Annotated in this window: 12 protein-coding genes; 9 read left to right on the forward strand and 3 right to left on the reverse strand. The window is 75.0% G+C overall.

Annotated elements, in window-relative coordinates; translation table 11 throughout:
- The first annotated feature begins 159 nt into the window (after positions 1 to 159).
- Entirely contained in the window at positions 160 to 987 is an 828-nt protein-coding gene (locus tag ACIPYS_RS14375; protein ID WP_400746135.1) for a GntR family transcriptional regulator, read from the forward strand.
- Positions 988 to 997: 10 nt separating this feature from the next.
- Here the strand turns inward: ACIPYS_RS14375 and ACIPYS_RS14380 are convergent, their stop codons facing one another.
- Complete coding sequence (locus ACIPYS_RS14380; protein ID WP_093860149.1) at positions 998 to 1687, reverse strand: TetR family transcriptional regulator; 690 nt, start codon at positions 1685 to 1687, stop codon at positions 998 to 1000.
- A 267-nt stretch (positions 1688 to 1954) separates the two neighbouring features.
- Between ACIPYS_RS14380 and ACIPYS_RS14385 the strand changes: the two genes are divergently transcribed.
- The 8 genes from ACIPYS_RS14385 to ACIPYS_RS14420 all read left to right on the forward strand — a co-directional run bounded on the left by ACIPYS_RS14385 (position 1955) and on the right by ACIPYS_RS14420 (position 10039).
- On the forward strand, positions 1955 to 3523 hold the full coding sequence (locus ACIPYS_RS14385; protein ID WP_093860150.1) for an ABC transporter substrate-binding protein: 1569 nt from the start codon (positions 1955 to 1957) through the stop codon (positions 3521 to 3523).
- The gene (locus ACIPYS_RS14390) at positions 3520 to 4503 is read left to right on the forward strand and encodes an ABC transporter permease (RefSeq protein ID WP_400746137.1); all 984 of its coding nucleotides are present in this window, start codon (positions 3520 to 3522) and stop codon (positions 4501 to 4503) included. Before ACIPYS_RS14385 ends, ACIPYS_RS14390 begins: the two co-directional genes overlap by 4 nt.
- A gap of 82 nt (positions 4504 to 4585) precedes the next feature.
- Positions 4586 to 5425, forward strand: a complete 840-nt coding sequence (locus tag ACIPYS_RS14395; protein WP_093860152.1) for an ABC transporter permease — start codon at positions 4586 to 4588, stop codon at positions 5423 to 5425.
- On the forward strand, positions 5422 to 6450 hold the full coding sequence (locus ACIPYS_RS14400) for an ABC transporter ATP-binding protein (protein WP_400746139.1): 1029 nt from the start codon (positions 5422 to 5424) through the stop codon (positions 6448 to 6450). The genes ACIPYS_RS14395 and ACIPYS_RS14400 overlap by 4 nt, the downstream gene beginning before the upstream one ends.
- The gene (locus ACIPYS_RS14405; RefSeq protein WP_400746140.1) at positions 6447 to 7499 is read left to right on the forward strand and encodes an ABC transporter ATP-binding protein; all 1053 of its coding nucleotides are present in this window, start codon (positions 6447 to 6449) and stop codon (positions 7497 to 7499) included. Before ACIPYS_RS14400 ends, ACIPYS_RS14405 begins: the two co-directional genes overlap by 4 nt.
- A gap of 135 nt (positions 7500 to 7634) precedes the next feature.
- Positions 7635 to 8756: a PucR family transcriptional regulator gene (locus ACIPYS_RS14410; protein ID WP_400746142.1), complete on the forward strand. Its 1122-nt coding sequence runs from the start codon at positions 7635 to 7637 to the stop codon at positions 8754 to 8756.
- Positions 8757 to 8980: 224 nt separating this feature from the next.
- A complete protein-coding gene (locus ACIPYS_RS14415; protein WP_093860155.1) occupies positions 8981 to 9397 on the forward strand; it encodes a hypothetical protein in 417 nt (138 codons plus the stop codon).
- A gap of 126 nt (positions 9398 to 9523) precedes the next feature.
- Positions 9524 to 10039: a hypothetical protein gene (locus tag ACIPYS_RS14420; protein WP_400746145.1), complete on the forward strand. Its 516-nt coding sequence runs from the start codon at positions 9524 to 9526 to the stop codon at positions 10037 to 10039.
- 7 nt (positions 10040 to 10046) lie between these two features.
- Here the strand turns inward: ACIPYS_RS14420 and ACIPYS_RS14425 are convergent, their stop codons facing one another.
- Positions 10047 to 11690 (reverse strand): FAD-dependent oxidoreductase, encoded by a 1644-nt coding sequence (locus tag ACIPYS_RS14425; RefSeq protein WP_400746147.1) that lies wholly within the window; start codon positions 11688 to 11690, stop codon positions 10047 to 10049.
- A gap of 60 nt (positions 11691 to 11750) precedes the next feature.
- On the reverse strand, positions 11751 to 12698 hold the full coding sequence (locus tag ACIPYS_RS14430) for a diiron oxygenase (protein WP_093860158.1): 948 nt from the start codon (positions 12696 to 12698) through the stop codon (positions 11751 to 11753).
- Positions 12699 to 12916: the final 218 nt, after the last annotated feature.

Genomic DNA, 12916 nt, shown 5'->3' on the forward strand with positions numbered 1-12916 from the left:
GGACGAGCGGGAGAGCGGGAAAGCTGGGGGACAAGACATCTAGATGTCAAGACATCTAGATGTCTACCCGGACGATCGGGGCCGGGGCAAGCGACGCCGGGGTGAACTTCCGGACAAGCCCGGACGGGAGGCGCCCCACGGCTCCGTAGGATCGGGCGCGTGGCAACGCACCGAAGCGACACCCCGCTGTACCGCCGGCTGGCCCGGCAGCTCCAGGAGCGCATCGACGCCGGGACGTACCCGGCGGGCTCCCGGCTGCCCAGCGAGCCGGAGCTGAGCGCCGACTTCGGCGTCAACCGGCTGACCGTCCGGCAGGCGGTGGCGGAGCTGGAGCGGGCCGCGGTGCTGGAGATCCGCCGGGGCGTGGGGACCTTCGTCCGCCCGCCGTCGGTCCGGGTCTCGATCGCCGTCGACCCGCGCAGCCAGCGGTTCGACCTCGGCAGCGTCCACCGCGCCCTGCCGTTCGGCACCGAACTGCCGGACGGGGCGGCGGGAACCGTCGAGGGCGACGGCGAGGCCGTGGTGGCGGCACCGGCCGTCGGCGGCTCCGCCGAGGACGAGGAGGCCGCCCGGCACCTGGGCCGCGCCACCGGGGAGCTGTCCCGGGTGGACACGGTGATCCGGATCGGCGGCCGGCCCCGGGTGGCGAACAGCTACTGGGTGCCGACCCGGCCGCTGCCGGCCGAACTGCTGCAGCCCGGACGGCCGGGGAACATGGTGCCCGCCCTGGCCGGGGCGGCCGGGGTGGAGCTGGAGTACGACTGGCGGGCGTTCGGCGCGATCGGCGCGGACCTCGCGGACGCGGAGCTGCTCGGGGTGCCGCCGGGCACCCCGCTGCTGGTCCGCGAGGGCGTCAGCTGCACGCCCGACGGCACGCCGGCGCTGTACGTGCGGCGGCGGATCGACGGCAGCAGCGCGCGGTTCGTGCTGCACTACCGCGAGCCGGGCGGGACGGCCGGCACCGGGGGGTCCGGGCCCGCCCGGTAGCCGGGCGCGCTCACCCGGCGCCACCGACGGGTGCGGAGGCCACCCCGGGCCCGGGCGACAGCGGAACGGGCCCGGGACCGGGCACGCCCCCGGGCTCCGCGAGCGGCCCGAGCAGTTGCCGGAACGCCACCGCCCAGTCCTCCAGCGGCCGCCCCTCCTCGCCGTTGACGACGTGCCGCCGGGTCATGCCCGCCAGCAGGGCAGCCAGGGCCTGCGGCCGCAGGTCGGCGGTCACGTCCACGCCCAGCCGGTCGGCCGCGATCGCCGCCGCCCGCTGCGAGAACGCGTCGATCATGATCAGGGCGAAGTCGTGCACGCTGCGGATCCCGATGAACCGGCGCCGCAGCTCCCGGCGCCGCACGGTGTGCTCGGCCAGCTCCTCCAACTGCCCGTCGGTGGTGACCCTGGCGTGCTCGAAGGCCTCCCAGATCCCGAGCCCGGAGGGCGCGGCGGCGAAGGCGTCCAGCAGCACCAGCCCGAAGTCCATGCCGAAGAGCAGGGCCTCCTTGCACTCGTAGTACCGGAAGAAGGTGCGGTGGGCGACGTCCGCGCGCCGGCAGATCTGGTCCACCGTGGTGCTCTCGAAGCCCTGCTCCTCGAAGAGGTCGAGCCCCGCCGTACGGATCGCCTGCCTGGTCCGCGCGCGCTTGCGGTCGCGCAGCCCGGGCTCCGCCGCGGTGTCCGTCCCCTGCCCCTGCATCCTGCTCGCTCCTCGTCAACTGCTCTGCCGCGAACGGCCGTAGTCGTACCGAATCACGCCCGGAGCAGCCGCTCAAGCCGCGCGCGAACTCGTCGTCAGCTCGTCATGTGAAGTTTGCACAACTGCCAATTGGCAGTTGTGCCACTTCCAAAAGCTGGGCACCGACGGCGACCGGTCCGGTCCGGACCGCTCCCTCTCCCCCGGCTTCCCCGGGCTCTCCCCCTTGCCCGGCCCCTCCACCGCCCCCACCGAACCCCACGAGGAACCATGAAGCGGCACACGCACGTTCTGGCATCCGCGGTCTGCACGGCGGCCCTCGCCCTCACCGCCGTCGCCTGCTCCGCCTCCGACGACACCCTCTCCGGCGGCGGCGCGACCGGCTCCGCGCCCAAGGACGACGGGCCCGCCGTCGACGGCGGCACCCTGAGAATCGGCCTCGACCGGCCGTTCACCAAGCTCGACCCGGCCGACGGCGGACTCACCTCGATGCCGCTGATGATCCTGGCCAACGCGCTCTACGACCCGCTGATGGTCAACGCCGACAACGGCGCCGTCCAGCCCCACCTGGCCAAGTCCTTCACCCCGAACGCCGACGCCACCGCCTGGACGCTGGAGCTGCCCGAGGGCGTCACCTTCAGCGACGGCAAGCCGCTGGACGCGCAGGCCGTCGTCGACCACGTCGACCGGCTCGCCAAGCCCGAGGCCAAGTGCGGCTGCGCCGTCGACGCCGCCACCATCGGCGCCATGACGGTGAACTCCCCGACCTCCGTCGGTTTCGCCCTCAAGACCGCGAACGCCGCCTTCCCCAACCTGTTCACCCGTTCCCTCGGCTACATCTCCGAGGCGCCCGCCGCCGCCGACAGCCCCGCCGTCGGCTCCGGCCCGTACACGGTGGAGAGCGTGCAGCCCGGCGTCTCCGCCACCCTGGTGCGCAACCCCGCCTACCGGGGCCCCAAGGGCCACGCCGACAAGCTCGTCTACAAGGTGCTGCCGGACACCGACAGCCGCTACCAGTCGCTGCGCTCCGGCGACGCCGACCTCGTCTGGACCGAGACCCCCGCGCAGTACAAGCAGGCCGCCGGCGACGGGCTGCGCGCCGCGACCGGCCCCGGCTCTACCTCCACCGTGCTGTTCAACACCAAGTCCGCCCCCTTCGACGACCCGAAGGTCCGCAGGGCGCTCCAGTACGCCGTGGACCGCACCGCCGTCGAGCGGGTCGTCCACCTCGACCAGGGCAAGGTCTCGGACGGCCCGATCGGCTCCACCTCGCCCTACCGGGGCAGCGCCGACCCCGGCTACCCCGCGCACGACGCCGCCAAGGCCAAGGCCCTGCTCGCCGAGGCCGGCCACGCCGACCTCGCCTTCGACTACCTGGTCGACAGCCGGCCCGAGGCCCAGCAGCGGGCCACCGTGCTCCAGCAGATGTTCGCCGAGGCGGGCGTGCGGATGACCATCAAGCCGCTGGACCCGGCCGCCCTCGGCACCGCGATGTACCAGCGCCAGTTCCAGGTGATGGACTTCGTCACCAGCATGTTCGGTGACACCGACACCGCCCTGACCAGCCTGTACCTGCCCAACTCCCCCTACAACTTCATCGGCTGGAACAACCCGAAGGCCGCGCAGGCGATCACCGCCGGACACGGCACCGTCGACCCGGCCCAGCGGGCCCGCGCCTACCAGGAGGCCGCGCGGGAGATCGTCGCCGACGCCCCGATGCTCTTCCTGACCGAGAACCCGGTCGGCCTGCTCGCCTCCGCCAAGGTCGGCGGGCTGCCCGACGTCTCCAGGCGGACCGTGGTCAGCGTCTCCCCCGCCGTGCTGTGGGTGAAGAAGTGACCTCCACCCCGCCGGCGCCCGCCCTCCGGACGGCGGGGCGCGCCGCCGGACGGGCCGGGCGGGCCGCCTCGGTGCTGCTGCTGGTCACCGTCTCGGCGCTCGCCCTGCCCCACCTGATGCCCGGCTCCCCCGCCCTGGCCGCCCTCGGACCCACCGCCACGCCCGAACAGGTCGCCGCGTACGAGGCCCGGCTCGGTCTGGACGACAACGTGCTCGCCGCCGCCTGGCGCTGGCTCGGCGACGCCCTGCACGGCGACCTCGGCCACTCGCTCTCCACCGGCGCCGCCGTCACCGCCGAACTCTCCGACCGGATCCCGGTCACCCTCGAACTCTTCGTCGCCGCCCAGCTGGTGGCACTCGGCCTGGCCCTGCCGGTGGCCCTGTACTCGGCCTGGCGGCCGGGCGGCGCGGTCGACCGGATCGCCACCGCCGGCGCGTTCGTCTGGCTCGCCGTGCCCGGCTTCGTGCTCGGCCTGGTGCTGATCTGGCTCGCCGCCGTCCAGCTGCGGATCCTGCCCGCCACCGGCTGGACGCCGTTCACCGAGGACCCGCTCGACAACCTGCGCCACCTGGTGCTGCCCGCGCTCACCCTCGGCCTCACCGAGGCGGCCGTGTTCACCCGCACCCTGCGCGGCCAGCTGATCGACACCCTCGACCAGACCTACGTGGCCGCCGCCCGCAGCCGCGGCATGGGCACGGTGCGACTGCTGCTGCGGCGCGCGCTGCGGCCCTCCTCGCTGCCGCTGGTCACCCTGGTCGGGATCGGCATCGGGATGTCGCTCGGCGGCTCGGTGCTGGTCGAGTCGCTGTTCGCGGTGCCGGGCGTCGGCACCCTCGCGGCCACCGCGATCGCCGGCCGCGACTTCCCGGTGGTGCAGGCCGTGGTGGTGGTCAGCGCCGTCGGCGTGGTGGCGGCCACCGTTGCCGTGGACCTGCTGTACCGCACCGTCGACCCGAGGATCGCCGATGAGCGCCGCTGAGACCGCCCTTCCCGAAGCAACGGAAGCAACGGAAGCAACGGAAGCGACCGGACCGACCGGACCGACCGGACCGACCGGAACAGTGACCGGGGCGACGGCCGCGGGCCGCCGGACGGCGTCGCGCCGCCCGGCCCCCGGGGTCCTCGCCGCCGGGACCTGGCTGGCGCTGGTCGCGCTGGCCGCCCTGCTGCTCCCGCTGCTGCCCGGGTTCGACCCGCTGCACGGCGACTTCGCCCACCCCGCCGCCGCCCCCGGCCCCGGCCACTGGCTGGGCACCGACGCCGCCGGGCGGGACGTCCTGCAACGGACCGTGGCCGGCGCCCGCGCCTCCTTCGCCGTCGCCGGGCTGACCATCGCCGTCGGGCTGCTCGGCGGCGGGGCGCTCGGCCTGGCGGCGGGCTGGTTCCGGGGCCCGGTGGACAAGGTGATCGGCTTCGCCACCGACCTGCTGATGTCGGTGCCCTCGCTGATCCTGGTGATGATCACGGTCGCGCTGCGCGGCCCGAGCCTGACCGTGATCGGCACGCTGATCGGCCTGTTCACCGTGCCGCACTTCACCCGGGTGGTGCGCGCCGTCGTCCTGTCGCTCAGCGAACGCGGCTTCGTCCAGGCCGCCCGGATGATCGGCACCGCACCCCTGCGCATCCTGCGCCGCGAGGTGGTCCCGCACGTCGCACCCGTCGCGCTCACCTTCGCGTTCACCGCCACCACGGTCGCGATCGTCGCCGAGGGCTCGCTCAGCTTCCTCGGCTTCGGCCTGCGCCCGCCGGAGCCGTCCTGGGGCGGCATCATCGCCGAGGGCCGGACCACCCTCGGCAGCGCGCCGTGGATCTCGCTCGCCCCGGCGGCGGTGCTCTGCCTGACCGTCCTCGCCCTCAACTACTTGGGCGAGCAGCTCCGTTCGAAGGGAGGCCGGGGATGACCACCCCTGTCCTGGAAGTCCGCGCGCTGGACACCACCCTGCACACCCCCGACGGCCGGACCCTGCACGTCCTGCACGGCATCGACCTCAGCATCGACGTCGGGGAGTGCCTCGGCGTGGTCGGCGAGTCCGGCTCCGGCAAGTCCGTCCTGGCCCGCACCGTGCTCGGCGTCCACCCCCGCACCACCCGGGCCACCGCCACCGGGCGGATCCTGCTGAACGGCGAGGACCTGCTCACCGCCGCCCCGCGCCGGCGCGCCGAACTCCTCGGCACCGGCGTCGCCATGGTCCACCAGGACCCGATGACCTCGCTCAACCCGGTGGTCCGGATCGCCGACCAGGTCACCGAGTCGCTCACCAACCGGCGCCGGATGCGGCGCCGGGAACGGCTGCGCACCGCCGCCGAACTGCTCGCCGCCGTCGACGTGCCCGACCCGGCCCGACGCGCCCGCGCCTACCCGCACGAGCTGTCCGGCGGGCTGCGGCAGCGGGTCGGCATCGCCGCCGCGCTGGCCGGCTCCCCCGCCCTGCTGCTCGCCGACGAGCCCACCACCGCGCTCGACGTCACCGTCCAGCGCACCGTGCTCGACCTGCTCGACCGGCACCGCGGGACGCGCGGCCTCGCCACCCTGCTCATCACCCACGACATCGGCCTGCTGTACGGGCGGGCCCGGCGGATCGCCGTCATGTACGGCGGGCGGATCGTCGAGACCGGACCCACCGAGGCCGTCACCGAGGCGCCCGCCCACCCGTACACCGCCGCGCTGCTGCGCTCGGTGCCGAGGGTCACCGGGCCGCTGCGCCGCGTCCTGCCCGCCGTGGCCGGCTCGCCGCCGGACCTCTCCCGGCCGGCCGTCGGCTGCCCCTTCGCGCCGCGCTGCGAGCGCGCCGGGGCGGTCTGCTCGACGGACGCGCCCCCGCTCCACCGGGCCGGCGACGGACACACGGCCGCCTGCCACTTCCCGCTCTCCGCACCGTCGGCCTCGTCGGCCGTGTCCGTGACGAAGGCCCAGGAGACCGCATGACCACCGTCGCCCCCACCCCCGGACCGTCCCCCGTCGTGCTGCGGGCCACCGGCCTGTCGGTGGTCCACCGCACCCGTTCCGGCCCGCTGCACGCCGTCAGCGAGGTCGACCTGACCCTGCGCGAACGCCGCACCCTCGCCCTGGTCGGCGAGTCCGGCTCCGGCAAGAGCAGCATCGCCAAGGCCCTGCTCCGGCTGCCCGCGCCCACCGCCGGCACGGTCACCGTCGACGGCACCGACCTGGCCGCCCTCGCCCCCCGCGCACTGCGGGCGCTGCGGCCCCGGCTGCAGATGGTGTTCCAGGACCCGGTCTCCTCGCTCAACCCGCGCCGCACCGTCCGCGACCTCGTCGCCGAACCGCTCGACGCCCACCCGGACCCGGCGGTGGACCGCGCCGCCGTGGTCGAACGCCAGCTGGAGGCGGTCGGGCTGCCGCTCGCCCTGTTCGGCGGACGCCGGCCCGGCCAGCTCTCCGGCGGCCAGGCGCAGCGGGTCGCCATCGCCCGGGCGCTGGCGGCCGAACCCCGGGTCCTGATCGCCGACGAGGCCGTGTCCGCGCTCGACGTCTCGGCCCAGGCCACCGTGCTCAACCTGCTGCGCCGGCTCACCGAGGAACGCGGCCTGGCGAGCCTGTTCATCTCGCACGACCTCGGTGTGGTCCGCGCGGTCAGCGACGACGTCGCGGTGCTCCAGCTCGGCCGGCTCTGCGAGCAGGGCCCCACCGAGGAGGTGCTCGCCGCCCCGGCCCACCCCTACACGGCCGCGCTGCTCGCCGCCGTCCCCGAGCCCGGGCGGCCGCTCGGGGACACCGGGCTGCTCCCCGCCGATCCGCCCTCGCCGCTCGACCCGCCGTCCGGCTGCCGGTTCCGCACCCGCTGCCCGTTCGCCGACGAGCGGTGCGCGCTCGAGGTGCCGGAGCTGCGCGAGGTGGCGCCGGGGCGGACGGTCGCCTGCCACCGGCCGCTGCTGCCGGTCGCGGCGCCGATCGCGGCGGCCTCACCGGCGGCGGCCTCCCCGGCGGCCGGGGGCGGCGGCCGGCCGACCCGATAGCATTCCCGGGCTGGGTGGCCGGCCGACCGGCCCACGGCCCGGCGGTCCGGCCGACCGGCGGAGAGGCCGATCGGCCGACCGGACGGCCCGCCGGACGACCGCACCGAACCCACGGGCCGGGGCGGACACGACACCATGACGGCGGCCAACGGAACCGGCACCCCCGACATCCCCGGCCGGCTCGCCGACCACTGCCTCGCCCTGCTCACCGAGGTCTCCCGCACCGGCCGTCTGCTCCGCCGCGCCGAACTGGAACGCCTGCGGGACCTCGGCGAACGCGCCGCCGAGGCCGGCCACGGCCTGCGCGACCTCGTCGGCGTCTGCCTCGGCGCCACCCGGGCGTCCTGGCAGACCTTCCCCGGCCTCACCGCCGTCACCACCGCCGAGGTCCGGCGCACCGGCGACGCCGTGCTCGCCGCCACCCAGGCCGCGCTGGGCGCCGTCGCCGAGGGCCACGAACGCGCCCAGCGGATGGCCGTCCGCCAGGAGGAGGCCAACCGGCGGGAACTCGTGAACGACCTGCTGCACGGCCGCACCGACCTCGGTCGGCTCGCCGAACGCGCCGAACGCTTCGGCCTGCGGCTCGCCGCCGGCTACACCGTCGCCGTCGCCGTCGGCGCCGAGGCCTACCTGGAGGGCGCGCCCACCCCGCACCGGGTCCTGCGGGAACTGACCGGCCGTTACGACGACCGCACCCTGCTGCTGGCAGTCCGCGACGGGCGGCTGGTCTGCATCGCCTCCGACGGCGAACAGGCCGTGCTCGCCGCCTTCACCGACCTCGCCCTGCGCCCCGGACCCGGCTACCCGCCGGCCCTGCGGGTGGCCACCGGCCGCCGGTACGGCGGCACCGGCGGCATCGTGCGCAGTTACGAGGAGGCGCTCGCCACGCTGGAGTACGCGGAGCGGCTCGGCCTGCCCGCGGCCCGGCTGCGGGCCGAGGAACTGCTGGTCTTCCCGGTGCTGATGCGGGACCGGGAAGCCATGGCCGACCTGGTGCGGACCGTGCTCGGTCCGCTCACCACCGCGCGCGGCGGCGCCCGTCCGCTGCTGAGGACCATCACCGTCCAGGCCGAGGCCGGGTACGTGAACGCGGAGACCGCCCGGCGGCTCGGGCTGAGCGTGCGCGCCCTCGGCTACCGGCTGGAACGCATCCGCGACCTCACCGGCTACGACCCGGCGGAGGCCCTGCACCGCTACACCCTGGAGACCGCCGTGATGGGCGCGCGACTGCTCGACTGGCCCGACCAGCCGCTGTGATCCGTTCCGTCAGACGTTTCGGACCGCCCCGCGTTGCTTGCGTTTTCCGGATATTTTCAGGGTGTCAAAGCATCGTCAAGATTGCCGGATCCTGGCAGTGTGCGGATGCCTTCGCCCTGACAGGATCACTGCGGCGCACGGGGGATCCGGCGCTGTAGGAAGAGTCTGGGGGGGCGGGGCGGTTGCGGGGGAATTTCAGAGCCGCACCCGGCTTTCCGACTCTGGTGGCGACCGCTGAGTACTGGATGCTGGCCCTGCTCAGCGGCCTTGGCGCCGACGTCGTGTCCGGGGGACACGACGTCGGCCACGCCACCGGGACCCGGAACGGGGGGTGCGGCGCCGATCCCCATGTCGACGCCGTGCCCGGGGTTCTTCCCGACGAGCTTCCCGGCGACCTGCTCGCTTCCGAACCCTTCCCCTTGGTCGGCCGCTCCTGTTTCGTCCTCCCGGGCGACGCCACCGCCGCCGGCGGCTGGGCCGAGGTCACCGCGGACGACGGCTCGCCGCTCCTCGTCGCGGTCCGCACCCCGCCCGGCGACCCCACCGTCCCGGCCGGCCGCACCGCCCTCCTGCACGCCCACGACGCGTCCAGCGACAGCTACCTGATCACGCCGCTGGACCTGAGCGCCCTCTTCAGCTGACGGGCATTCGGAGGATGATCCGACTTGTTCGAGCCCGGGCAACCGAGGCACGGGCGGGGGGTAGGTTCGGGCACGGCGTTCCCGCGGTGGCGGATTCCGCGCGCCCGGCCGAATCGAGGCACCACCATGAGCGCTCGCCCCGGGAGCCCACGGACCATCCGCGAGTTCCGCGAGCCCCTGACCGGACCGGACCTCGCCCGCTTCGAGGCCGAGGTCGAGGACGTCCCCCTGGACGAGCTGGAGGGCTACCTCAAGGGCTGGCAGCAGTTGCTGCACCTGCGCACCGCCCCCGAGACCGGTCACGCCCTGCGGACGGCCTTCGACCGGCCGGGAACCCTGTTTCCCACCGAGCCCTCCGTGCGGATCCCGCTCGCCGAGTTGCGGCGGGTGCTCGACGTGCTCGTGCGCCGGGCCGAGGCGCAGGCCTCCGAGGGACGGATCGCCGTGGCGGATCCGTACTGGTCGGTGCCGACGGCGGAGGCGGCCGACCTCTACGGGGGACCACCGCAGCTCACCCTGGGGATGACCTCCGAGGCCTGGGAGCAACTGCGGCGGATGGCCGAGGACGAGTCGCGCACCGTCGGGTACGGCTTCGTGTGGCTCGGCGACGTGCTGCGTGCCGTCGGGGCCGAGGTGGTCTGAACGCGGGTCAGCGGCGGGCCGCCGCCAGGAGGGCCGGGACGGTGGGGAGTTTGACGCGGGGGCGGCCGGTGGCCTCGCCGCGGGCGCGTTCGGCGCGGTCGATGGCGCGGAGCTGGCGCAGGCCGAGGGCGTCGGGGCGGCGGGTGCGGACCAGGCGGTCGAAGGCCCTGCGGTCACCGGTCGGGTGGGGCAGGGTGCCCGCGACGGCGTCGTCCAGGAGGGCGTGCACGGTTTCCTCGGCGCACGCGCGGTTGGCGCCGATGCCGCCGGAGGGGCCGCGCTTGGCCCAGCCGACGAGGTAGGTGCCGGGCACCGGCCGGCCGGTCGCCGGATCGAGGACGCGACCGCCCCGGTGCGGGACGCTCGCGGTGGCCTCGTCGAAGGGCAGCCCGGGGAGCGGGACGCCGCGGTGGCCGATGGAGCGGACCACCAGGGCGGTACTCAGGGGCCGGTCGTCGCCGGCCAGGCGGACGGCCTCGACCCTTTCCCCGCCCAGGAGTTCGACGGGTGCGGCGTGGAAGCGCAGCACGATGCGGCGGCCCGGCCGGGGCGGGGCGGCGCCGTCCAGGCGTTCCCTCGGCAGTGCGGCGAGCAGGGCGAGCTCGGAGCCCGCGGGGGCGTCGGCCAGGGCCGCGCTCACCTCCGGCCGGTCGTCCACGACGATCTCGACGCCCGGGAGCCGGGTGAGGGCGAGGAACTCGGGGGCGGTCCAGGCGGCGTGCTCGGGCCCGCGCCGGGCGGTCAGGACGACCTCGCGGAGCGGGCTGCGGCGCAGCGCGGCGAGGGCGTGGTCGGCGATGTCGGTGGCGGCCAGCCGGTCCGGGTCGGTGAGCAGGATCCGGGCGATGTCGACCGCGACGTTGCCGTTGCCGACGACCACGGCCCGTTCGGCGCCGGGGCCGGTTCCGGCGCCGAGGGCGACCGCGTCGGCGGGCACGGTGGGTTCGGCGTTGTACCAGCGGACGAAGGTGGTGGCGGGCAGGCTGCCGGGAAGGTCCTCGCCGGGCACGTCGAGCCGGCGGTCCGCGGCGGCGCCGACCGCGTACACCACCGCGTGGTGGTGGGCGGCGAGTTCGGCGTGGTCGAGGTCGGTGCCGACCTCGACGTTGAGGTGGACCCGCAGCCGGGGGTCGTGGAAGACGGAGGCGAAGGTCTCGGCGATCCGTTTGGTCGACTGGTGGTCGGGGGCGACCCCGTGCCGCAGCAGTCCGCCGGCCACCGGCAGCCGGTCGATCATGGTGACCTCGGCGCCGGTGGTGCGCAGCAGGGCCTGCGCGGTGTAGCTCGCGGACGGGCCGGTGCCGACGACGGCGACCCGGAGCGGGCCGGTGCCGAGGTCGAGGCCGGTGGGCAGGCTGCGCGGGAAGACGGGCGCGCCCCAGGCGTGGTCGGTGGGGTGGTCGCGGTACCAGTCGCGGTTGAGGTCGGCGTAGACGGCGTCGGGGCCGGCGAGCCGGTCGACCGGGAAGATCGCGTCGACCGGGCAGGCGTCGGCGCAGGCGCCGCAGTCGATGCAGGCGGCCGGGTCGATGTAGAGCAGGTCGGTGCGGCCGAAGTCGGGCTCGTCGGGGGTGGGGTGGATGCAGTTGACCGGGCAGACGGACACGCAGGAGGCGTCGTTGCAGCAGGACCGGGTGATCGCGTAGGCCATGGCGGGGGCGGGGTTCCTCGCTGGGTGGGGGTCGGCGTGCGGGGATGCGGGGCGCGGTGCTCAGAGCATGTGGATGCGGCGGTAGAGCTTCGTCGACGGCCCGGTGAGCAGGCCGTTCTCGGCGAGGAAGGCCATCAGGTGGCGGCTGCTGGTGCGCATCATGGCGCGCCGGTGCTCGCTGGCCCGGACCTCGGCGAGGGCCCGGGCGACGTCCAGTCCGGCCGCCTTGTACACGGACGGGTGAACCATGCTGGTGACGATGACGTAGGCGCCGGCGGCGATGCCGAAGGCGGCGTTGCGGCGACGCAGGGTACCGGCCCCGCGCAGCCGTTCGCGGATCTCCTGGCGGGCGAACTTCATGTGCCGGGACTCCTCGACCACATGGATCCGGGAGGTGCCGCGGACGATGTCGAGGACGTTCTCGCCGCGCATCCAGTCGCGCTGCATCACGTCCAGCACCTCTTCGGCGACCAGGATGCCGCCGTAGGCGAGTTCGCCGCGGGCGAGCGCCTTGTAGGCGCGCCCGGCCTGGGCGACCAGCTGGTTGGGCTTGTACTGGGGGACACCCATCTTCTCGCAGGCCCGGGCGAACATGATCGAGTGGCGGCATTCGTCGGCGATCTCGGTGAGCGCGAAGCGGAACTCGGCGCTGGCCGGGTCCTTGAGGTACTGGTCGCGCAGCACCATCTGCTGGAGGATCATCTCGAACCAGATGCCGGTGGTCATGATCGAGCCGACCTCGTGGCGGGTGAGCACGACCCGCTGCTCCTCGGTCATCTCCGACCAGAGCGGGGTGCCGTAGAGGGTGCTCCACTCCGGGTTGAGCCCGTAGTGCCCGGGCTCCAGCGGGGCGTCCCAGTCGATCTCGGTGGCCGGGTCGTAGGAGAGCGTCGCGGCCGAGTCGAGCAGCCGCTCGGACACGTCGTCGTCGGCGGCGCTGTGGGACCGTCCGCGGCCGCCTGGGGCGCCTGGGGTGAGGGTGGGGGTGCGTTGCGCCGAGTGAGCCATGGCTGCCTCCGTCAGGTGCGTGGCCTGCGCGGGGACTCGCCTCCGCGGCGTCGGCCCGCGCTTATTGACGGAGATTACAATAAGAGCCGACGCCCGAGAACCCCCCGTGCACCGCCTCCTGCACGACGGGGGCCGCCGACCGGGACCGGCGGGAACTGGCGGGCACGGCGGGCCGGAGGATGATGGAGAGATCGCGGCCGTGATCCCGCCGACGGAGA

The sequence above is a fragment of the Kitasatospora sp. NPDC089913 genome (assembly GCF_044748625.1).
Taxonomy (GTDB): Bacteria; Actinomycetota; Actinomycetes; order Streptomycetales; family Streptomycetaceae; genus Kitasatospora.